This is a genomic window from aff. Roholtiella sp. LEGE 12411, from assembly GCF_015206995.1.
Classification (GTDB): domain Bacteria; phylum Cyanobacteriota; class Cyanobacteriia; order Cyanobacteriales; family Nostocaceae; genus Komarekiella.
Window position 1 is genome coordinate 38,895 of record NZ_JADEXR010000016.1, and the last position, 21,347, is coordinate 60,241.

Sequence of the window (21,347 nt, forward strand, 5' to 3'; positions counted from 1 at the left end):
ACCTAATAAGTTCAATTCATGGTAAAATTACAAGAAAAAGTTTTTCAGGAATTATACCCACAATTTCAGCATTAATTATACCTTATTTCCAGCAATTATCACAAGTCAAGGCTACAGTTTTGAACTATAGTTTAGTTAATTGCTTTGGTAAACGCAGAACAATGCGACGTTTGTGGCGTAAAAGTGCTCCCTGTTCCTCAAACTGCTGTAATAAACGCGTCACGGTTACTCGTGTAGTATTTAATACCTCTGCTATTTCTTGATGAGTAACATTTAGGTCGATTAGCTTGCCTTGTTCTACGTCACGACCAAATTTTTCACTTAACCACACTAAAAATTGCCATAGACGTAACGACATAGGTTTGCGATGTACTATGCTTAACAGTTCTTCTGCCTGCTGAATGTGAGATAACAAAGCATTGACATCTTGATGCCAAAGATGAGGTGGTACAATGCTAACTTCCACGCTTGTAAGACACTCAATCTGGTAAGGCATGACTTTAGAAAAAGAATAACCAATCAGATCCTCTGGCCCCCAATAACCTAGAGTTACAAATGTTCCGTCTTCACTCCAGGTTAAGGTACGAACTGCTCCGCGCTCAATGCGCCAAAGCACGTTCTTCTGAGGTGGAATAACTTCTCGACGGGTAAATAGACGTTGAGATAACTGTCCGCCTAAAACAGAGTTATTTGACGCGACAGAATAATTAGGAGTAAAACTTGTGGAATACATGATTGCAGGGTTTGAGAGAGCGGAACCATTTGATTAATTTAAAATTTATCGGATGTGTCCTGGTAATTTTCTATAAGCCATGATTTTATGCTGAATAACTTCAGGATCATTGAATACTAGTACCTGTAATTAGCAAATTTAGCCTAAAGATAAAGATACAGATGCTATTAAACAGTCAACTCTGGTTACTTTAATCGTGTAAGTTTAAGAATAGGTAAGCTTTTAGTGAAATATATGTTAGTTAACTAATTTTTAATCTTTTGTAAAACAAAATTCATTAAGTAATTTTTTCAAAACAAGTATTAAATACAACTTATAGATCAGATAAAACATCGGAGACAGTCGCCTGAATTGAGAAATTTTTATTTTGTCATTCTGAGCAAAACGCAGTGTAGAGAAGCATCTAGTGAGATTATTCTCTACGCTCAGAATGACAAACAATGACAACCTTGATAAGCTGATGCGCGTCTAGATCAAATATTCTTATGCTTAGGATGTCCAAGGTCAAGAGTCAAAAGTCCAAACTAGCCTTTGACTGTGGACTTTTGACTCTTGACAACCTAAGCGCGAAATATATAATTTAAATGCGTAACAGCTTATAAGCTCTAATTAAGAGCGTTGACCAGTGACAATGTATGCCACTCTTTGACCAATATTAGTAGCGTGATCTGCCATGCGTTCTAGACAACGAATTGCCAGCGCCAGCAGCACAATTGGCTCGACAACTCCTTGAATATCTCGTTGATGGGCTAAAGTCTGATAAACACGCTCATAGGCATCATCTACAGTATCATCCAAGTGCTTTAAACTTCGCCCACCAGCTTCATCCAAATCTGCTAAAGCCCCCAAGCTAGTTGCTAGCATTGCTTGCGCGTGAAGAGACATGGCCTCAATCTCTGATAAACACGTATGAGGCGGATAAGGAAAAATTTTAATTGCAATCTCAGCTAAATCCTTAGCATAGTCGCCAATACGCTCTAAGTCTCGCACAAGCTGCATAAAGGCACTCAAGCATCGTAAATCTTGAGCGGTAGGCGCTTGTAGGGTCATGATTGCTGTACAGTCTGATTCTATTTGTCTATAAAAGCGATCAATTTTTTTATCTAACCGGGGAAGTTTCTCTGCGGTTGTTAAGTTGCGGGCAAATAAGGCTTGGTGGCTGAGGCGAAATGAGTTTTCTACCAAAGCTCCCATGCTCAATACATCCCGCTCTAAGCGCCTCATGGCGCGCGCCAGCTGGTGTGATCTTTGAGGATCGGGACTGTAATGGACAGCTTTCACACTTGTAGTCTAAAACGTGAAGATACTATTAACTATAGTCTTGGCTTTGGGAGTTTGCCATAACTTCCGGAAGTTGGAGTTGTATCCATGCACCACCAGTTTCTGGATGGTTCATAGCTTTGATTGAACCACCGTGGGCGAGAACAATTTGCCAGACGATCGCCAAACCCAACCCATTACCAACAATCGTTCCTATGGAATTACTTTCTGGCAACGGGGAATGAGTCCGCGCTTTATCTCCTCGGTAAAATCGTTCAAAAACATGGGGTAAATCTGCTTGCGAAAAACCTACTCCAGAATCAATAAGATTTATTTCCACAGTTGGGTAAGCAGGATTGCCCTGATCAGTATCCTCTTTTGATAAGATTTTTGCTTGGACGTGAATGATTGTCTGAGGAAGACTGTACTTAATGCTGTTGTCCAGCAAGTTTAGAAAAACCTGGTAAATGCGGGCTTGATCTGCTTTAATCCAAAGATGATCGGGGCCAGAATAGGTAAGAGACAGATTTTGCCGCTGTGCCAACGGTTCTAGTGTTTCCCACACAGATGCAATTAGCGATCGCAATTCCACAGATTCAGCTTGCAATTGAATAGCTGGATTTGCTTCTATTTGAGTCAGTTCTAACCAGCTTTGTACCAAGTTAATCAGCCGATCAACTTCCTGCATCAGGCGGTTAATCCAGCGATTTAAAGGTGGTTCCAAACGGTTTTGTAACGTTTCCACAACCAGACGAATCGAAGTTAGTGGTGTTCTCAGTTCGTGAGCTAGATCAGAAAAAGAACGATCTCGTGCTTGATGTATATCCAGCAGAGGTTGACGATTTTCTAAAAATACTCCTACTTGTCCTTGGGGTAGAGGTAAGCTAGACGCCCGCAAAGTGAGAGATTTTATTGTTTGCATCTCTGCGGCATTATCACAAGAAGGATGAAATACCCACTCCTTCTTTTGGGGTTTTTGCCAATCACGAGTTTGCTCAATTAAATGATCAAGTTCATAAGACCGTACTAACTCTAGCAACAAGCGCACTTGTCCTGGTTGCCATCTTTGCAAGTACAAAATCTCCTGCGCCTGCTTATTGCACCACAACAGTTGATTTTCCTCATCCACCTGCAAATATCCCACTGGTGCAAAATCTAACAGATCTTGATAAGTTTGTAACGACTGCTGCAAATCTTGCCGCAGCTGCTTCACCATTGCTACTTTTTGCCAAAGGCTAGGTATAAGTGGCACATCCACCTTAGTATAGCGGCAGGATAGCGGTTGGAGTACTTGCCCCAGGTAGCGGTTCAATTTAACCTGTTGCCAAACCCAAAACCCAATGCCTATCGCCAAGCCCAAAAAAAATCCCAGTAAGAGCATTTGAGTTGTTAGTTTCTTGGTGATTACTAAAAACTAGCAACTATCTCAACCAATTATCCAAATCTATAGCCAAAACCTCTCACAGTCACAATATATTCAGGGTGACTGGGGTTTTGCTCTAATTTTTCGCGTAACCAGCGGATGTGAACGTCTACAGTTTTACTATCCCCGACGAAATCCGGCCCCCAAACCTGATCCAGCAATTGCTCCCGCGACCATACCCGACGAGCATAACTCATGAACAGTTCCAGCAAGCGGAACTCTTTAGGGGACAAACTCACCTCTTGACCGCGAACCAGTACGCGGCACTCTTGAGGGTTCAAGGCAACATCTTTATACTTTAACACAGGTAATTGTGGCAAAGTACTTAAACGTTGGCGGCGGAGTAAAGCTCGACAACGCGCTACTAGCTCGCGCATACTAAAGGGTTTGGTAAGATAATCATCTGCCCCTACTTCTAACCCCAGAACTCGGTCTGTTTCACTACCCTTGGCGCTAAGCATTAAAATTGGTACTGGGTTTCCTTGATGACGCAGCAAGCGGCAAATATCTAGCCCATTGATTTGAGGCAGCATCAAATCAAGAATGATCAAATCAAAGGGAAGATCTCCTGAGTTGGGTTCAAAATTTTTGAGATACTCTATGGCAGACCGCCCATCAGGGGCAGTTATTACACCATAACCTTCCTCTTCCAATGCTACAGCTAGCATTTCCTGAATTAGTTCTTCATCTTCTACTACTAGAATACGGCTGGTTTGCCCGATGTCGGCTCTGGTAGAATACTTTGTCGATTCACTAGTATACATTGATATCATAAAACTCTGGGACTGTATTTGTATCAATATGGCAATTGAGTCAATTATCTAGTCTCAGTGCATCCACACTTTTAGGGTAGAGAATTTCTTGACAATACGTAACATATATAACAGTAGCCTCTATATTGTAAATCAATGTGGCTGCAAGCCACCAATGGTATTTGTATCTTTATAATTCTTGGAATTACCAAATAAATTTGATGCTGTCTTGACAATAGGAGATGAGTTTAAGGGCATTGTTTTAGTACAAAAATACTATGCTTTTAATACTGCACTAAATAATTAAGTCCATAACCAAGTGTTATCTGTATAATTAATCATTCCAGTATTTATACTGCGCTAAAAATGCTAGTTTTAAGGCTACCTTGATGTCTGCATCAAGTATTTCTTGGTATGACTTGCTATCCCATAGTTCATTGTTTTTTTAAAGGAGTTGAAGTTATGACTAAAGTTACAGTTAAGGACAGCAAACAACAACTAATACAACCATTTGTTTCATAGAGACGTAGCTCTAATTACGTCTCTATAAATAACTATGATCTTATATTTGAGGTTTTTTGATTGGTTTTTTAAATTCAGTCTTTCGGGGTTTTCCTAAAGTGTTAGGGGGCTGTGGTTTCTCTCCTCTCGGTTGTTGGTCGTGTTCTTGGTTAGACATAAAACTAAATTTTTGAATTAATTACGATTTTAGCTACATTCTAAGTATGATATATTCCAGAAAAATATCATAATAAATTTAATTTAAAATAAAAAAATAGAGACATTGTAATTTTTACGTCTCTATAAAAGAGAAAACCCTTTATTTTTAATAAGTCTAAATAAAAATTATATAAAATAAGTTTTTTAGCTAATATTTTAAATTTAGTTATTAGTAAATTTATTTAAAGCAGTTGATTTTTACTTTTCAAATGAGCATTATCAAGCTCAGTTTTATGTGGATTGTCATTGTTAAGCAGTTGTTAGCTTATGAGAACAGACTCAATGAGTATGAATCCTCTACAAGTGGGGATACAAGGATACAAATTGCAAATCCGGAAATTTGAAAAAAAATAGTGCAGGATTGTTGTAGAGCCAGTTAGCTGTACTCTGAGGAAGCTTGAAAACATAAAACAATTCTCACACAAATATGTCTCGACATAAAGACATATCTGTGCATTCGTTGAGATGGAGCAAAATCTTTTAGTAACAACAGAAAACGTCAAGCAAAGGTAGAGAAACCCAGATTGGGTGGAATATCCTGAATTCGCCCTGACCCGATCGCTTGCAATGCTTCTTTCAACAAAATATCTCCAGTATACAGCGCACGACCTACTATTACACCAGTCACGCCTTGTGGTTCTAACGCCAATAAACTTAACAAATCGGTAACGGAACTCACCCCACCAGAAGCAATTACTGGTATGAAAATCGTCGTAGCAAGTTCTCGCAAAGCTTCTAAATTCGGCCCTGTGAGAGTACCATCACGGTGGATATCAGTGTAAATAATGGCAGCTGCGCCCAATTCTTGCATTTGTACAGCCAGTTGATTTGCTAAAACCTCCGAGGTTTCTAGCCAACCGCGGGTTGCTACTCGACCATTACGGGCGTCAATGCCGATGATAATCTGTTTGGGAAATTCTTGGCAGAGTTCTTGTACTAAGTGGGGTTGTTCTACGGCAATAGTTCCGAGAATTGCCCACTGTACGCCTAAATTGAATACTTGTTGTACGCTAGCACGATCGCGCAACCCTCCACCAACTTCAATAGGCACTGATATTGCTTGAGCGATCGCTTCAATTGCGCCCAGATTTACTACTTTACCTGCTTTTGCACCATCTAAATCAACTATGTGCAATCTGGTAGCACCCTGATCAACCCACTGTTTGGCAACATCAACAGGGTTTTCACTAAAAACTTGCGATCGCTGATAGTCTCCTTGATAGAGTCGCACACAGCGACCTTCTAGTAAATCAATCGCTGGAATTACATCCATTTACTTTTTCCTCATAACTCAATCCAGTGAAAATCTTGCTATGGCTGGGTTTTTTCCGTTTTTAATTGCCTGACAGCTTGGCCGAAACCCAGCACAAGTAATATATTAGAAAGCGTCAAAAAAACTTCTGCACCACCGTGCAACCAATCTACATTTGCCAAAGACTCGCCATAATGCAATACAGCATAAATTCCCGCTGGGATAGTGATGGCAACAAACACTAGAGTGCCGTAAAACCCATATAGCGCTAAACGCGGCATTTGCTGACTGCGGCTGATAAACCACAAGAAACCCAAGTAGGGAAACAGTGAAAGGGCAAACAGGGTTTCTTTAGACATCATTCTGATTTAATCGGTTTTGGCTCAACAGTTTTAGTTACAGTATTGGCATTGGTAGAGCGCCAAATAAAAAATGCCGCTGCCCAAAGCGTAAAATTACCAACTAAGGTCATGGTAGCTTGAAGCGTTACCAGCCATTCTAGAGATTCGGCATTGTCGAAATAATGCCAGGTACAAGCGCACATAGCGCTGACCAAAGCTGGTAACATGGCAAGGGACAATCCCCACCAAGTGCGGTTATTAGTGAGTTCGCCGTAAGTCCAGATTAACCAAATGGCGGCAATCCACTCAATAACGCTAGAAATATGAATAATCCAAGTGGGAATCGAAAGGGCGTGCATAAAAAAGTCAATAGTCAATAATCAAGAGTAATTAGTTATCTTGTTTTTCCATAACATCATCTTCCCACAAGAAAATTCATTTTCTGTTGGCAGGATGGTTAACATCTCGTCAACTATAGGACTTACGCACTAGTTAGGGAGATCCAATAAATAAATCAGCCCAGCCGTATCAATAATATTTTTGGCAAAACCGAGAGATTTAGGCGCTTTCGCCCTCAAGGCGAAAGCGACGGCTGGGCTGATTTATTCTTGGCAAGTGCCTTAAGGAATAACGTAGACGTATTCGCGCAGCGTCTCGTAGAGAAGCGGCTTGCCGCAGGCTACCGCAGAGGCACAGAGAAGCCAGTGCGTTGCGGGGGTTCCCCCCGTTGTAGCAACTGGCGCGACACGGATAAATAAGAGTTTGAGAGATATTTTGCGTAAGTGCTGAACTATTGAGAAAAAAGTTGATCATCTAAAATCCAAAATGGCAAAGATACGGGCGTTATTATCTGGGTATTACGGCAAAGGCAATGGTGGTGACGAAGCTTTGTTGGCAACGCTTCTGCAAATGTTACCATCTCACGTAATGCCTGTAGTTCTTTCGGGCAATCCAGAGGAAACCCGCGATCGCTACAATGTAGAAACCCACAATCGCATGGCTCCTTTACCTGTGCTGCAAGCTTTACGCTCTTGCGATGCTTTGATTTGGGGTGGTGGAAGTTTAATTCAGGATGTTACCAGTACCATCAGCCCATTTTATTATGGGGGACTGATGGCATTGGCTCAAAAAATGGGATTAAAAACCGTTGCTTGGGCGCAGGGTATCGGCCCGTTAACACGCGCACAAACTCGCGCTTTGGCACAATACTCCTTCGGATATTGTACCAGAGTTAGTGTCCGCGATCGCGCCAGTGCTAGTTTATTATCTGATTGGCAAATTCCTTGTATCCTTGCTCCTGACCCAGTTTGGGCGTTGGAGTCTAAACCAGTACCAGGACTTTGGGATTTACCTGCCCCTAGAGTTGCTGTGACTTTGCGATCGCATCCCCAACTAACGGAAACACGTTTAGCAAATTTAACTCGTGCTTTGGTTGACTTTCAAAAAGCTACCCAGGCTTTTATTTTATTGCTGCCATTTCAGAAAAGTGAAGATTTGAGTATTGCCGAAGCTATTCAACCACATCTTAAAGATGTCAGCCAGATTTTATGTTTGGAAGACCCGCAACTTTTAAAAGGTGTATTTCGCGGTGTTGAAATGGCAATTGGAATGCGGCTACACAGCTTGATTATGGCTGCTGCTGAAGGTTGTCGCTGTTTTGCCCTGAGTTACGACCCCAAGGTAAATCGTCTGATGGAAGAGTTGGCGATACCTGGGTGGGATTTGGCGAATTTGCCAGATGATCCCAATTCGATTAGTCTAACTTGGATGGAGCATTACGCTAATGGTGAGCCGTTATCATCTGAGCAAATTCAATCTTTGGTAGATCGGGCGTTAATGCATAGTGAAGTATTGTATGAAGCACTGGCTAAAGATTAACTTAACTGAACAAACGCGCAATATCGCAAGTAAACCCAGGTAATAGCGGTGAACTCAGATTATCGTTGCTAAACAACGTTTCTATTAGTATCAGTGTTGCTTGCTCTGGTCGATAAACTTGAATTTGCTGTAACTGCCAATCAACAATCCAGTATTCTCGGACACCTTGAGCAGCGCAGAGTTTTAGCTTCACCTGTCGGTCACGTCGTTCGTTTTCCTGTCCAGGAGAGAGTACCTCAACTACTAACTCTGGTGCAGCTGTTAAATGGCCAGCATCATCCAGCACAGAAGCTAATCGTTGATTACTAATCCAAACTACATCAGGTATGACGTTATCAGCATCGGTAAAGATAATCCCAGCACCCGTTACTGCTTCTCCCAAACCAGTCTGCCGTGACCATAGTTTTAACTCCATGCAAATATTGTCAGTAATTTTTTGATGACCCCAGTGTGGTGCGCGTGTCACAAATAATTCTCCGTCTACAATTTCATAGCGATTGCCGTTGTCTGGCAACAACTCTAAATCGGCAGTTGTCCATCGTACTTGATTAGTTGAAGTCTGGTTCATAGAAGGATTCTTGGAATTATATCTTTTAATGTACCAAGCCTAGCTGAGATGCGGCACAATTATATAGTTGTGCTGTAAATGGGTAAGTATGATTAAACGATCCATTTAAGAGCGATCGCTAAAAAAAAGTCAATAAAAATATTGATTCTTTCCCCTTTAATCTTCCTTTAACAAAAGCTTTTTTAAATAATCCCCAATCTTTTCTACGGCATTTGTAAAAAGTTCATAGTTAGCAATGCAGCACTAATTTATAGATAATACCTAGCGGGATACTCTAGAAATAGATTCAATGATTTTCCAAAATACACCGATTATGGTAAATCTCAATCGTTCCCATCCTGCCAGCAATCAACCTATGGGTGCAGTTCGAGTCCAAGTCAAGCTCACCAATGCTATTGATGAAGCACTTGTCAGCCGAGGAATGCTCAATCCAAATATGTTGCGGGTGTATGAAACAGAAGCACTCGTAGATACTGGGGCAGTACGTACTGTACTACCCATGTCTATTGTGCAACAACTTGGTCTGAGAATTCGAGGACAGCAGGTAGCTCAATACGCCAATGGTAGTGAAGAATCAATCGGCGTGACTGAACCCGTAATTATTGAATTGGCAGGACGGGAAACTACTGAAGCAACATTAGTTACAGGTAATATAGTCCTGATTGGACAAACGGTGCTTGAGACACTAGATTTGCTAGTGGATTGTAGAAATCAGCGACTTATCCCGAATCCTGAGCATCCTAACTATCCTGTGATGAGAATATAGCAGCAATTCTAGTGACTTGTTTTGCCGCTAACAATCCCTGACCACTGAACTTTTTTCTCTTTTTCTCGACGGTAAGAAAAGAAATGCTCTGGAGTTTGGTAAGTACAGTATGGAGCGATCGCAACCTGTTCTGCACTAATCCCCATATTTTCTAACTGTAAAGCATTTATCCGTCGTACATCTAGCCTTACCTTACCTGGATTTGGATCTTCTAACAAGGGTGAATTGGATAGCTTATGCAACGCAGCCACGATATTTTTTTCGTCTTCGTGTGGTATAATACTAGCCCCAATTTCAGCAGCTACTTCAACAGAGACTTGGTAAACCTCACCAGCGATCGCGGGGCCCATTGCAATGCGTAAATTATCGAGTTTGCTGCCTTGGGATTGTAATCGAGCGATCGCTAGGGGTACAATCTTCTTGGCAGTACCCCGCCACCCTGCATGTAGTGCTGCCACTTGTCCAGTTTTCACATCCCCAATCAGCACGGGTGTACAATCTGCACTAGCGACCCATAATGCTTGTAGAGGCTGCTCGCTAATTAAACCATCTGCCGATGCTAAATCATCTTCACCCGAACTTAACTTTTGATTAATTTCTTGTGGGGTGAGAACAGTATTGCCATGAACTTGCTTCAAGCGATAGACTGATGCCTCTGGTTGCAGTACTTCTGTCAGATTTTGTGGCGAACGCGGCCAAAATTGCTGGGTAAAGAAGCCGTGATGCCAAAATTCTAAGAGACTACAAGTCAGATAGGGCAGTCCTTTCCAATTGCGCCAATGCCAAGTGTGCATCTTGAACCAAACCTAAACAGAAATCACTTATCAGCCAATTAATGCTAACTTGAACAACGCGATTTGGGCTAACTGCTGTGGAATTTGATCGGCAAAACCTGGAATTAGCCCTAAAGGCAGGGCGTAAGTCTGAATATTTACCATTTTCCCTACACATTTTTGAAAGCGTCTCCTCTACTAACCAAATTCTTTGGGAGTTGCTTGCTCAAGGAGCTGAAGCTGGGTGTGTAGTGATTGCGACTCAACAGACCGCGGGACGGGGACAATGGGGACGCCAATGGGTTTCTCCTACTGGAGGATTATATCTTTCGGTTGCGATCGCTCCTAAAATAGAAGCTACCGATAGCTACCAGCTAACTTTGGCTAGTGCTTGGGGCGTTGCTTGGCAATTACGAAAGTGTGGTGTAAGTGTTGGAATTAAATGGCCTAATGATCTAGTCTTAAATGGTCTTAAATTAGGTGGAATTCTAACAGAAACGAAAGTAAACAAAGGAAAAATCACGCAAGCAGTGATAGGTGTTGGTATCAATTGGGCAAACCCAGTACCAGAAACGGGAATCAATCTGAAATCGTGGCAAGCCTCGCAACATTCCAGTCCACTTTTCTGTCTGGAAATGTTAACCTCTACGGTTTTGCTGGGAATAGAATCCGGTATCGAGTGCCTTTGCCAAGAAGGAGTAAGCATACTCTTGTCTCGCTATTTAGATTTGCTTACAAACATGGGTGATAAGGTATACGTCAATAATCTTTCAGGCACTGTAGTTGGAGTAACTCCTCAGGGGAATTTACGAGTTGATCTAGAAACACATGATACAAACGAACTAATAAAACCAGAAATTTACGTTGAACCCGGTACAATCAGTTTGGGTTACAGTAAATCTTCCGTTTAAATTTGAGGTTTGTTTAAAATTTCGCTCTTTGGGCAAGACAAACCACTGACATCATCTGTTTAGGCTAATTACACACAACTGAGAGAACAAATGACGCAGCGCAATCACTCTGCCCACAATCGTTTGCACTACTCATGGCCGCGGGGTCAAACTACGAAACGCTTCGCCTCTACCTTACCAGCACAAAGCCTTTGTTGGCTTAGCAGTGTTAGCCTCCTTAGCGGCGGTTTCGTATTTGCTCAAACGGAAACATCAATAGATAATATCGTTCCCACTATTGAAAATTCCCAGCCAGCAGCAGTTACAAATCCCATAAAAAAAGCAACTGTTGCACCGCAAGCAGCTCAAGCACAGCCAGACTTTTCCCAACGGCGAACCTTGCTTAGACAGAGACTCCGCAAGCAAGAGGTTTCTCAATCGAAAGAACCAGTTAGACAATATCAACTCAAAATTGAAGCTTCCGCGCCTGCCACTGGTCTGAGACGCTCTATTCCCCAGGTAGAAACTTCGCGGGTTGCACCTGCAAGGGTCAGCCAAGAAAAACCCAAGCTCGAACTCCAACCCAGAGCAAGTACCAGAGAGGAAAAAACCAAAATAGAGGTAGCCCAACCCACCGCTCCTCCTCGTTCTTTACCTGAGAAACTCCCAGAAGTTGCCCAGCCATCGAATAACTCAAACAGCACTGTCAACGGTACAGCGGGGAAAACCAAGGATTATAATAACGCCTATATTGACCCCAATACTTACGACAGTAGTACCACGGGTACTTATCAAGCACCAAATTCCGTAATCATCACAGAACGTTCTAGTGGTTGTCAAGCAATTTTACCTTCAGGACAAGGTTTATTGGGTGGCGTTTGCGCCAAAGTACCATCGCGCAATCAGCGTGTAGCTGGTTCTGACGGTAAACCAAATTGGCTCAGAAGAAGTCAAAACGCACAGTTAGCAGTTCCACCAAGTCGGCAAATTGCAACTACTAGCAATAACGCCGGATGGCGCGCTAGTCGGAGTGTTTCTAGTGGTGCCACCAAGAGTGCATTTCGCCCTAATCGGTTTATCCCTAATCCCGGCGATTTCAGCACCACAACGAGAGTGAGTGCAACTCCCATTGCACCGAGTGGTGGTACTTTGCCTCCACCAATGGCAGACGGTAACGTTGCACCTCGTCCCAGCACTGTCGCTTATGACTTTTCGCTAGCATCAGTATTACCACAAATTCCCTACACTGGTGCAGTTGCCTATGGTGGTACGGGAATGATGTACCCACTATCTATCCCCGCTCCCATTACTTCTTTATTTGGTTGGCGAGTTCATCCAATCACAGGTAATCAACGCTTCCATGCTGGTACAGATTTAGGTGCGCCTATGGGTACACCAGTTTTGGCAGCCGCAAAAGGCCAAGTGGAAACTGCGAACTATATGGGCGGTTATGGTTTGGCTGTGACTCTGAACCACCAATCTGCTCAACAAACCCTCTACGGTCACATGTCAGAAATCTTTGTTCAACCCGGTCAGTGGGTGGAACCCGGAACTGTCATTGGACGGGTTGGTAGCACAGGTAACTCCACAGGCCCTCATTTACACTTTGAAGTCCGCCACCTGACACAGAACGGGTGGGTTGCTGTTGACCCAGGCATTCAGTTACAAACTGCTCTTGGTCAGTTGTTACAAGTCTCACAGACAGCTCAGATAACTCAGCAACCAGGTAGCTAAAAGAGGAGCAGGGGAGCAGGGGAGTGGGGGAAGAATATACTAATGCCCCATGCCCCATGCCCCATGCCCCATTACAAATACCCGTGTTCTGCTAAGAATGCAGGTGTAATGTCATCTAAACTGGTGTCATCTTGGGTTTTAGCGTGCGGTTTGTCATAATAAATGAATTTTTCCACGTATTTGCCGAGAATATCCCCTTCTAGATTCACCAAACTGTCAGAAACCAGATAGCGAAGATTTGTTTCGGCATAAGTGAGGGGAATTACCGCCACTTTAAATTGAGAGAGTTCTGGTTCATAAGCGGCTACTGTGAGGCTGATGCCATTGACAGCTATACTACCTTTAGGGACAATGTACCGTGCGATCGCCTCGGATGCTTTAAAGGTCATTTCCCAAGAACTAGCTGTTTGTTCTGCTATTAGCAATCGACCTATGCCGTCTACATGACCCATAACAAAATGACCGCCGACTTTACTACCTACCCGTAGCGACGCTTCTAAGTTGACATATTTTTGTTGTGTTTGCTCACCTCCTAGGGTTGTGCGACGTAGCGTTTCCGGTGAAGCAGTCGCAATAAACCCGTCTTTTAAAACTTCTTCCACTGTCAAGCAAACGCCATCTACTGCAACACTGTCACCATAAGCCAAATCCCGCATAATTACTTCAGATGGCTGACTTACACAAGTAATTTGCCAAGAATCGCCCCTTAAGGGTTTCATTGTTCCTAATGCCTGGATTAATCCTGTAAACACGGCTTTTTTGCCAAACTAACTCTATTTATTGCTTAATTTTGTCTGAAATTAACTGGTAATTCTCACAATAATGCAGAACATCTAGAGTATAATTTCTGACTTTATTCATTATAAGGTTGTTAATACATTAGCATCCTGCACAAGGCATACTTGGGTAAGAAGGTTATTGTCTAATTAGACCAATTTGTCTTACTCTGGTGTTCACCACAAGTTCGGAGTTTAATAGAAGCAATTATAGAGAACAAATGCCTATGTTTATTCCTGTCCCTAGTTCACTTAATAAAGAGTATTGTTTGTTACATAGCACCCAATCGCTCAAAGGATTGTAGAGGCTTAGCCAATGATTGAAATGAGAGTCGCTGGCATAGCATTAGATGCCATAACCCGTAGCCCGATTGTACTTTTGAAAGATGCTTCAGATCGACGCGCTTTGCCAATTTATATAGGTCAGGAACAGGCTAGGGCAATTATGGGCGCATTGGAGAATCAAAAGCCTCCCAGACCCTTAACCCATGACCTAATTGTAAATATGCTAGAGACATGGAACATGACTCTAGAAAAAGTTATCATTCATTCCCTACAAAAGGATACATTTTATGCAGCTTTAATTGTCCAGCAAGGCGATGTTAAAAAAGAAATCGACGCTCGTCCTAGTGATGCGATCGCCGTTGCACTTCGTACAAATACGCCCATTTGGGTAATGGAAGAAGTAATTGCTGATGCTTCTATCCCTGTTGACCGCGATGCTGATGAAGCTGAACAGCAAGCCTTCCGTGAATTTATTTCCAATCTCCGTCCTGAAGATTTGATCAAGCGTTTTGGTGATGGCGACAGCTAGAAAAGTGCTGAGTTATGAGTGCTGAGAAAGAATAGAGAATTTAGAGAATAAAATAAGGTTTTTATTCTTTCTTTTTCACCTTTCACTTTTGTACAGACACTATTAATCGTGTTTCTACTCAGGATTCAGCACTCACTACGGGCTACGCCCCACTACGCTAACAGGACTCGATTTATGCAATACCGACGCTTTGGGAAAACAAATCTTCGCCTCTCTGTCTTTTCCTTGGGAACAATGCGCCACTTAGCTAGTTTTGAAAATGCTCAGCAAACTATCGAACAGGCTTTAGCGCTAGGAATTAATCATATAGAAACTGCCAAAGGCTACGGCAAAAGCGAGGAGTATCTTGGTGGAGTCTTAAAAGCTGGGTTGTCAGTACCTCGAACAAGGCTTCATATCACCACCAAAATTCCTCCTACAGATGATGCTGATACCATGCGTCGGTGTATTGATGAATCCTTGGAAAAATTACAGCTAGATTATCTAGATTGTTTAGGAATTCATGGTTTAAACACTTGGCAACATTTGGAGTGGGTGCAAGCTAAAGGTGGTTGTATGCAAGCCGTGCAAGAAGCTGTTGCTGATGGTCGAGTGCGACACATTGGTTTTTCTACCCACGGATCATTAGAGATAATTTTGGCGGCCATTAACACAGATTTTTTTGAATTTGTCAATCTGCATTATTACTATTTCTTCCAACGGCACGCATCAGCGATTCAGCTAGCAGCAAAGAAGGATATGGGCGTTTTCATTATTTCCCCTGCTGATAAAGGAGGACGCCTCTTCACGCCATCGCAAATTCTCAAAGATCTATGTCAGCCGTATTCGCCTTTAGAATTAAACTACCGATTTTTACTTAGTGATAGCCGTATTAATACTTTAAGTATAGGGCCAGCAAACCCATACGAATTAATAGAACCTTTGCGATTTGCTGACAGTAATGGAGGGCTAACATCAGCAGAAATTTGTGCTTTTAAGCGGTTAGAAAATCACCAAAAAATTACTTTAGAAATTAATAAATGTAGTCAATGCTATGCTTGTTTACCCTGTCCAGAAAATATCAATATTCCTGAAGTATTGCGATTACGAAATCTCGCAGTAGCATACGATATGACAGACTATGGGCAATATCGTTATGGAATGTTTGAAAATGCTGGACACTGGTTTGCTGGAATGAAAGCTAATCGCTGTACAGAATGCGGCGACTGTTTGCCACGATGTCCAGAAAATTTAGATATTCCAGCTTTATTAGCAGATACTCATCAAAAATTGAGTGGGAAAGCAGGTCGGAGATTGTGGGGTTGACACTCTCCGGTCTAAATACTTGTTGTCTTTCCCCTGTATTGTGTAGAAATTATAACCAAAAGTACGCCTTTATTCAGGTACAGCTTCACTGATGGAGCAACTAAAACAGTAATGCTGCTTATTGATGGACAATGCCAAGCCGCGCGCAGCCGCCGAACGCCCCCGTTCACCCGCCCGCCGTAAGCAACCTCTCGGACTCAACAAAGAGACTGAATTTTGAACACCTAAAATGGTACAAAGTTAACACCCTAGTGCGTTAGCCTACGGAATAACACACCCTACAAAACTAGTTTTTAGGTTTCAACTTCGGGGTTTTCAGCCAACATTCTAATAAAAATGTAAAATTTATAAAGATTAAAAGATTTAGAAAGATCCGCCCAAGCTGGGGTATCTTGCCCAAAGAAAGATGAAAATTAAAAAAAAAGAAATATCCTGCGCCAATCACTGACGGTTTTCCGCTACAGTGGACGGGCTGTAAGCTTAGTATGGACTACTAGCCGATCGCTTACTATTCTTCTGGCTAGTTTAACAATAGTTGCTGGTCTTTTACCGGCGGCGATATCCTATATCAGTAAATTAATTGTTGATGCAGTGGTATTTGCATCTCAAGCTAATTCACAAAATAATGGTTTTGTCAATATTTATCCTTCCCTATTTTATGTAGGATTAGAGGCGATCGCTGTAATTTTACTAGCAGGTAGTCAGCGAGGAATCATCATTTGTCAGTCGTTATTGCGGGCGCTAATGGGTCAGCGAGTGAATGTACTCATCTTAGAAAAAGCGCTGACACTGAATCTTAGGCAGTTTGAAGACTCAGAATTTTATGACAAATTAACCAATGCCCGACGAGAAGCATCAGTTCGTCCCCTTTCTTTAGTAAGCCGCACCTTTGGGTTGGTGCAAAACGCCCTTTCCCTAGTCACCTACGGTGTTTTGCTAGTAAATTTCTCGGTTTGGGCGGTGGTGGTACTGATTTTGGCAGCTATGCCTGTATTTATTGCAGAGACAAAGTTTGCTGGAGAAGGCTTTCGCTTGTTTAGTTGGCGTGCGCCAGAAACACGTCAACAGCATTACTTAGAAAATCTGCTAGCAAGAGAAGATTTTGTCACAGAAGTCAAACTCTACCAACTGGGAAAGATGCTGCTAGGGCGTTACCGCAGCCTGTTTGAGCAACTCTATGGCGAAGACCGTGATTTGACTCTGCGGCGAGGGCTGTGGGGCTATCTCCTGGGTTTAGTCAGTACTGGTGCTTTTTACCTAGCTTACGCTTGGATTGTTTTGGAAACAGTGCGAGGTAAGATTTCCTTGGGAGATATGACAATGTATCTCACTGTGTTTCGCCAAGGACAGTCTACTTTTTCCAATGCCCTCACCTCCATTGGAGGAATGTATGAGGACAACCTATATCTATCCAATCTCTACGATTTCTTGGAAGAAGAAGTACCAAAGTCTTGGGGTAAGGCAATCATTGGTTTAAATCCTCAAGATGGTATCCGTTTTGAGAACGTATCATTTACTTATCCAGGAAGTTCTAAGCCAGCATTGAGAAACATTTCGCTACACTTGAAACCCAGAGAGAAACTAGCAATTGTCGGTGAAAACGGTTCTGGAAAGACGACTTTAATCAAACTACTTACCCGACTCTATACTCCGGACTCTGGGCTGATTTTCTTAGATGGCTTGGACTTGCAAGAATGGGATGTAGATGTGTTGCGGCGTCGCATTGGTGTGATTTTTCAGAACTTTGTCCGCTACCAGTTCAGTGTAGGTGAGAATATTGGCGTGGGTGATGTAGAACATCTCGATAACAAAACCCATTGGCAAACTGCTGCCCAAAAAGGCATGGCCCAATCATTTATTGACCAATTACCCCAAAGCTTCCAGACTCAGCTTGGTCGTTGGTTTAAGGGAGGACAGGAACTTTCGGGGGGACAGTGGCAGAAAATTGCTCTGTCTCGTGCGTTTATGCGATCGCAAGCAGATATCTTGGTGTTAGATGAACCAACATCAGCAATCGATGCCCAAGCTGAGTTTGAGATTTTCAATCATTTTCGTGCTGTGACTCAAAATCAGATGGTACTTTTGATTTCTCATCGCTTCTCGACAGTACGAATGGCTGACAAAATCGTAGTTATAGAAAACGGGGAAGTCATAGAACAGGGAACTCACGAAGAGTTGTTACAGCTAAAAGGACATTATGCCAAGTTGTTTATGTTGCAAGCAGCTGGTTATCAATAGGAAAAGAGGCTAACAGACTTTGTGAATTGAGATAGCGATACCTAGCTTGGGCTGCGCCTACGCTCACTTTGTAGAAAGCACATAGATAGTATAGCAACGGACAGGGAGCTTAGGACAGTAATAAAATCACAAAGTATGCTGTTGAAGGCGCGTTTACTGCCAACTGTCTTAACGGCTTTGGCGACTGCTATAACTCTATCTAACCACGTTAAACTATTCGGTAAACATGAGTGAAATCTCTTTAGTGCCCAGACGCTCCGTATCGTTAAACATTAGTTACTCGATGAAACTATGCAAATAACACAACAGCGATACTATACCCCAGAGGAATATTTAGAGCTAGAAGAAGCTGCTGAGTATAAAAGCGAATACATTGACGGGCAAATAATTCCTATGGCGGGTGGAACAGTAAATCACAATCGAATCTCATTGAATCTAAGTGCTGCCTTAAATTTTGCGTTTCGACAGCAAGATTACGAAGTTTTCATGGGTGATGTTCGTCTGTGGATAACCCAAAAGCGTACCTATACTTATCCAGATGTGATGATTCTGGCGGGTGAACCAGAGTTTTTTAACAACCGAAAGGATATAATTCTTAATCCACAGATTATTGTTGAGGTTTTATCAAAATCTACCAAAGGGTATGACCGCGAAGATAAATTTCAGGATTACCGAACTATTTCGACGTTTCAAGAATATCTATTAATTGACCAAACTCGGATTCATGTAGAGCAATTTTCCAAAACTGGGAAAAAGCAATGGACGCTTCGTGAATATGATGAAGAAGATGAAGCGATCGCACTTGTAACTGTACCATTTGAGATTTCTCTACAAGATTTATATAACAAAGTAAACTTTGAGTTTGTTGAGTCGGAAGAGGGAAGGGTTGATTCTGAAGAATTGGGTTCGGGTAGCGATCGCTGATTTCATTCTTTTGTGCCATAGTATTTTAGACCTTTTTTCAAAGATTAGAAGCCTACAAGAATAAAAAAATGGGCAAAAACAAGCTGATAGCTTTTGGCTGGTATGGTGGCAAATTCAGCCATCTTGATTGGCTTTTACCTTTATTACCAGATGCCCAGCATTACTGTGAACCATTTGGAGGTTCGGCGGCAGTTTTGCTCAATCGACATCCTTCACCAGTAGAAACGTACAATGATTTGGATGGTGAATTAGTAAACTTTTTTCGTGTACTAAGGGAGCAAAAGGAAAGTTTAATTGAAGCTATTGGTCTGACTCCCTTTTCTCGCGAAGAATTCGAGATAGCAATCTCTGAGCCTACCCAAGATTTATCTGATATTGAAAGAGCTAGACGATTCTTCATCAGGGCTAGACAGGTTAGAACTGGGTTAGCACAAAAGGCAAGTTCTGGTAGGTGGGCACACTGTAAACTAACAAGTCGTGCGGGGATGGCTGGTGCAGTTTCCAGATGGTTAGGAAGTGTAGAAGATTTACCTGGGATTGTTCAAAGACTTTTACGAGTTCAGATGGAGCATGACTCAGCAATTAAAGTGATTCAACGCTACGATTCTGAAGAGACGTTGTTTTACTGCGATCCTCCGTATCCACATGCTTCAAGAGGCGATCGTCAAGCTTACGCTTACGAGATGACAGATGAACAACATCGGGAACTGAGTGATGTTGTTCATAATATCAAAGGCAAAGTTGCTATCTCAGGTTATCAATGCTCTCTCATGGAAGAACTTTACAGTGATTGGAAATACATCGAAGCACCCACTAAAACTTGCCATTCTACAAAAGGATTGCGAACAGAAATCCTGTGGGTAAATTATGCGCTAGATGATATTACAAAAAATACTGTTCATAACACTCAGACACAACAGGCAGAATCTCAATGTCAACCCCAGCAGCTATCCTTGATTTAGCTTTTGAAAGGGTTGTTTCCGATTTGACACAACCAGTTATAGATGATATTGCTATCTCTAGTAGTGTGGAATTTGTGTGTCGTAACCCTCAAAATCGAGCGGGTGTTCGATTGCTGTTAGCCTGTTGTTTGGCAAAATCTCATAAACCAAATCTAGATATTCGCAAACCTTATACCGAAATTGGTGGTTTAGACTGTTATTCAGGCCGGACATACGATGAAGCATATATCACGAGCTTTATTAATAAACACGAATTACCATGTAACCCAACAACGGCTTTCCTCACTCCAGCACTTCGTAATAGAAATATTTTTCTTACACCACAAGTTAATTTAGTCGGCAAACCTCCAATTCTTTACAAAACTGTACTTTCCCTGCTTGATGATGTTTATTCAGGTCGAGTCTTAGTTGAAGATATGCTTGCCGAAACTATCAGATATCTTTTAATCGTTAAAAACGAAAAGCGTCAACGTATTGCTAGTCTGCTGGCAGATTTGAGAACAGTTGAAGGTGGGATTCCGCTCTCTACTGAAGCAATTGTCAAGTTGATTGAGCAGCATTTGAACTGTCGTAATTCTAGTCGCTTGCCTGTCCTAATTGTAGCTGCTGCTTACCAAGCGGCTTCAGCTTATTTGGGACAAAGCCATCTAGCTCTTGCAAGCCATAATGCTGCTGATGAGCAAACAGGGGCACTTGGAGATGTAGAAATTATACTTCTCAACGAAGAGAATGTAATCACTAGCTATGAAATGAAGATGAAAAAGGTTACGGTGGATGATATTAACCGTGCCATTCAGAAAATTAGAAATTCTCGTCAAAATCTTGACAACTACATCTTTATAACTACAGATTTGATTGATCAATCTGTTCAAGAATATGCTTCAGGCATTTATGAACAAACAGGTGGAATTGAAATTGTAGTTCTGGATTGTATCAGTTTTATCCGTCATTTTCTACATCTTTTCCATCGATTACGAATGGTTTTTTTGGAGACCTATCAACAATTAGTACTCGATGAATCTGACAGTGCTGTCAGCCAACCTTTAAAAGAGGCATTCCTCGCACTACGCCAAGCCGCTGAAAGTAGCAAAGAGGAGTTAGAAGAATGAAAAGTTTGAGCCTGTTGAGTCGGAAGGGGAAAGTGCTGATGTTGAGGGATTGGGGTAAGCAGACGTTAAATAACTTGCTGTTCTGTAAGCTTTTTAGAAGCTATATTTAAGTCATACAGATTCTAAAAT

The 21,347-nt window shown here is 42.1% G+C and carries 21 protein-coding genes; 10 read left to right on the top strand and 11 right to left on the bottom strand.

The genetic code is table 11. The annotated features are described in order from the left end of the window. Positions 1–124: 124 nt before the first annotated feature. The 8 genes from IQ246_RS05830 to IQ246_RS05865 form a co-directional block, all read right to left on the bottom strand. Positions 125–733, bottom strand: a complete 609-nt coding sequence (locus IQ246_RS05830) for a Crp/Fnr family transcriptional regulator (protein WP_194000989.1) — start codon at positions 731–733, stop codon at positions 125–127. A gap of 609 nt (positions 734–1,342) precedes the next feature. Continuing rightward, complete coding sequence (phoU, locus tag IQ246_RS05835; protein WP_194000991.1) at positions 1,343–2,014, bottom strand: phosphate signaling complex protein PhoU; 672 nt, start codon at positions 2,012–2,014, stop codon at positions 1,343–1,345. Between the two features lie 28 nt (positions 2,015–2,042). Beyond that, entirely contained in the window at positions 2,043–3,374 is a 1,332-nt protein-coding gene (locus IQ246_RS05840) for a cell wall metabolism sensor histidine kinase WalK (RefSeq protein WP_194000993.1), read from the bottom strand. Positions 3,375–3,427: 53 nt separating this feature from the next. Then, positions 3,428–4,180 (bottom strand): winged helix-turn-helix domain-containing protein, encoded by a 753-nt coding sequence (locus IQ246_RS05845; protein ID WP_194000995.1) that lies wholly within the window; start codon positions 4,178–4,180, stop codon positions 3,428–3,430. A gap of 1,207 nt (positions 4,181–5,387) precedes the next feature. Next, the gene (gene hisA / locus IQ246_RS05850; protein WP_194000997.1) at positions 5,388–6,161 is read right to left on the bottom strand and encodes a 1-(5-phosphoribosyl)-5-[(5-phosphoribosylamino)methylideneamino]imidazole-4-carboxamide isomerase; all 774 of its coding nucleotides are present in this window, start codon (positions 6,159–6,161) and stop codon (positions 5,388–5,390) included. A 38-nt stretch (positions 6,162–6,199) separates the two neighbouring features. Then, on the bottom strand, positions 6,200–6,502 hold the full coding sequence (locus IQ246_RS05855) for a DUF3593 domain-containing protein (RefSeq protein ID WP_194000999.1): 303 nt from the start codon (positions 6,500–6,502) through the stop codon (positions 6,200–6,202). Continuing rightward, positions 6,499–6,840 (bottom strand): DUF2499 domain-containing protein, encoded by a 342-nt coding sequence (locus tag IQ246_RS05860; RefSeq protein ID WP_194001051.1) that lies wholly within the window; start codon positions 6,838–6,840, stop codon positions 6,499–6,501. The genes IQ246_RS05855 and IQ246_RS05860 overlap by 4 nt, the downstream gene beginning before the upstream one ends. 199 nt (positions 6,841–7,039) lie before the next feature. Further along, positions 7,040–7,294, bottom strand: a complete 255-nt coding sequence (locus tag IQ246_RS05865; protein WP_194001001.1) for a hypothetical protein — start codon at positions 7,292–7,294, stop codon at positions 7,040–7,042. Positions 7,295–7,306: 12 nt separating this feature from the next. Between IQ246_RS05865 and csaB the strand changes: the two genes are divergently transcribed. Further along, a complete protein-coding gene (csaB, locus tag IQ246_RS05870; RefSeq protein ID WP_194001003.1) occupies positions 7,307–8,359 on the top strand; it encodes a polysaccharide pyruvyl transferase CsaB in 1,053 nt (350 codons plus the stop codon). Position 8,360: 1 nt separating this feature from the next. Here csaB and IQ246_RS05875 read toward each other — a convergent pair whose 3' ends face one another. Next, positions 8,361–8,927 carry a Uma2 family endonuclease gene (locus tag IQ246_RS05875; RefSeq protein ID WP_194001005.1) on the bottom strand — a complete coding sequence of 189 codons (567 nt, stop codon included), beginning with the start codon at positions 8,925–8,927 and terminating at the stop codon, positions 8,361–8,363. A gap of 289 nt (positions 8,928–9,216) precedes the next feature. On the opposite strand from IQ246_RS05875, the gene IQ246_RS05880 reads away from it, so the two are divergent. Then, the gene (locus IQ246_RS05880) at positions 9,217–9,693 is read left to right on the top strand and encodes a retroviral-like aspartic protease family protein (RefSeq protein WP_244141937.1); all 477 of its coding nucleotides are present in this window, start codon (positions 9,217–9,219) and stop codon (positions 9,691–9,693) included. 8 nt (positions 9,694–9,701) lie between these two features. Here IQ246_RS05880 and pgeF read toward each other — a convergent pair whose 3' ends face one another. Next, positions 9,702–10,487, bottom strand: a complete 786-nt coding sequence (pgeF, locus tag IQ246_RS05885) for a peptidoglycan editing factor PgeF (RefSeq protein WP_194001007.1) — start codon at positions 10,485–10,487, stop codon at positions 9,702–9,704. A 77-nt stretch (positions 10,488–10,564) separates the two neighbouring features. Between pgeF and IQ246_RS05890 the strand changes: the two genes are divergently transcribed. Together IQ246_RS05890 and IQ246_RS05895 are read left to right on the top strand one after the other, a co-directional pair. Then, positions 10,565–11,377 (top strand): biotin--[acetyl-CoA-carboxylase] ligase, encoded by an 813-nt coding sequence (locus IQ246_RS05890; protein WP_194001009.1) that lies wholly within the window; start codon positions 10,565–10,567, stop codon positions 11,375–11,377. A gap of 90 nt (positions 11,378–11,467) precedes the next feature. Then, complete coding sequence (locus IQ246_RS05895; protein ID WP_194001011.1) at positions 11,468–13,090, top strand: M23 family metallopeptidase; 1,623 nt, start codon at positions 11,468–11,470, stop codon at positions 13,088–13,090. Positions 13,091–13,161: 71 nt separating this feature from the next. Here the strand turns inward: IQ246_RS05895 and IQ246_RS05900 are convergent, their stop codons facing one another. Then, positions 13,162–13,842 carry a riboflavin synthase gene (locus tag IQ246_RS05900; RefSeq protein WP_194001013.1) on the bottom strand — a complete coding sequence of 227 codons (681 nt, stop codon included), beginning with the start codon at positions 13,840–13,842 and terminating at the stop codon, positions 13,162–13,164. Between the two features lie 340 nt (positions 13,843–14,182). Here IQ246_RS05900 and IQ246_RS05905 point away from each other — a divergent pair, with 340 nt between their 5' ends. The 6 genes from IQ246_RS05905 (at position 14,183) to IQ246_RS05930 (ending at position 21,218) form a co-directional block, all read left to right on the top strand. Continuing rightward, complete coding sequence (locus tag IQ246_RS05905) at positions 14,183–14,680, top strand: bifunctional nuclease family protein (protein ID WP_194001015.1); 498 nt, start codon at positions 14,183–14,185, stop codon at positions 14,678–14,680. Positions 14,681–14,854: 174 nt separating this feature from the next. Continuing rightward, on the top strand, positions 14,855–15,985 hold the full coding sequence (locus IQ246_RS05910; protein WP_194001017.1) for an aldo/keto reductase: 1,131 nt from the start codon (positions 14,855–14,857) through the stop codon (positions 15,983–15,985). 429 nt (positions 15,986–16,414) lie between these two features. Continuing rightward, positions 16,415–18,223, top strand: a complete 1,809-nt coding sequence (locus IQ246_RS05915; RefSeq protein ID WP_194001055.1) for an ABC transporter ATP-binding protein — start codon at positions 16,415–16,417, stop codon at positions 18,221–18,223. Between the two features lie 291 nt (positions 18,224–18,514). Further along, on the top strand, positions 18,515–19,147 hold the full coding sequence (locus tag IQ246_RS05920; RefSeq protein WP_194001019.1) for a Uma2 family endonuclease: 633 nt from the start codon (positions 18,515–18,517) through the stop codon (positions 19,145–19,147). Positions 19,148–19,215: 68 nt separating this feature from the next. Continuing rightward, on the top strand, positions 19,216–20,109 hold the full coding sequence (locus IQ246_RS05925) for a DNA adenine methylase (RefSeq protein ID WP_194001021.1): 894 nt from the start codon (positions 19,216–19,218) through the stop codon (positions 20,107–20,109). Then, entirely contained in the window at positions 20,079–21,218 is a 1,140-nt protein-coding gene (locus tag IQ246_RS05930) for a restriction endonuclease, SacI family (protein WP_194001023.1), read from the top strand. Before IQ246_RS05925 ends, IQ246_RS05930 begins: the two co-directional genes overlap by 31 nt. The last annotated feature ends 129 nt before the right edge of the window (positions 21,219–21,347 follow it).

Bases quoted from the DNA above. Each gene is read 5' to 3' on its own strand.
- IQ246_RS05830 (WP_194000989.1), bottom strand. From the start codon at position 733: ATGTATTCCACAAGTTTTACTCCTAATTATTCTGTCGCGTCAAATAAC.
- IQ246_RS05840 (WP_194000993.1), bottom strand. From the start codon at position 3,374: ATGCTCTTACTGGGATTTTTTTTGGGCTTGGCGATAGGCATTGGGTTT.
- IQ246_RS05845 (WP_194000995.1), bottom strand. From the start codon at position 4,180: ATGTATACTAGTGAATCGACAAAGTATTCTACCAGAGCCGACATCGGG.
- hisA (WP_194000997.1), bottom strand. From the start codon at position 6,161: ATGGATGTAATTCCAGCGATTGATTTACTAGAAGGTCGCTGTGTGCGA.
- IQ246_RS05855 (WP_194000999.1), bottom strand. From the start codon at position 6,502: ATGATGTCTAAAGAAACCCTGTTTGCCCTTTCACTGTTTCCCTACTTG.
- IQ246_RS05860 (WP_194001051.1), bottom strand. From the start codon at position 6,840: ATGCACGCCCTTTCGATTCCCACTTGGATTATTCATATTTCTAGCGTT.
- IQ246_RS05865 (WP_194001001.1), bottom strand. From the start codon at position 7,294: ATGATCAACTTTTTTCTCAATAGTTCAGCACTTACGCAAAATATCTCT.
- csaB (WP_194001003.1), top strand. From the start codon at position 7,307: ATGGCAAAGATACGGGCGTTATTATCTGGGTATTACGGCAAAGGCAAT.
- IQ246_RS05875 (WP_194001005.1), bottom strand. From the start codon at position 8,927: ATGAACCAGACTTCAACTAATCAAGTACGATGGACAACTGCCGATTTA.
- IQ246_RS05880 (WP_244141937.1), top strand. From the start codon at position 9,217: ATGATTTTCCAAAATACACCGATTATGGTAAATCTCAATCGTTCCCAT.
- pgeF (WP_194001007.1), bottom strand. From the start codon at position 10,487: ATGCACACTTGGCATTGGCGCAATTGGAAAGGACTGCCCTATCTGACT.
- IQ246_RS05895 (WP_194001011.1), top strand. From the start codon at position 11,468: ATGACGCAGCGCAATCACTCTGCCCACAATCGTTTGCACTACTCATGG.
- IQ246_RS05905 (WP_194001015.1), top strand. From the start codon at position 14,183: ATGATTGAAATGAGAGTCGCTGGCATAGCATTAGATGCCATAACCCGT.
- IQ246_RS05910 (WP_194001017.1), top strand. From the start codon at position 14,855: ATGCAATACCGACGCTTTGGGAAAACAAATCTTCGCCTCTCTGTCTTT.
- IQ246_RS05920 (WP_194001019.1), top strand. From the start codon at position 18,515: ATGCAAATAACACAACAGCGATACTATACCCCAGAGGAATATTTAGAG.
- IQ246_RS05925 (WP_194001021.1), top strand. From the start codon at position 19,216: ATGGGCAAAAACAAGCTGATAGCTTTTGGCTGGTATGGTGGCAAATTC.
- IQ246_RS05930 (WP_194001023.1), top strand. From the start codon at position 20,079: ATGTCAACCCCAGCAGCTATCCTTGATTTAGCTTTTGAAAGGGTTGTT.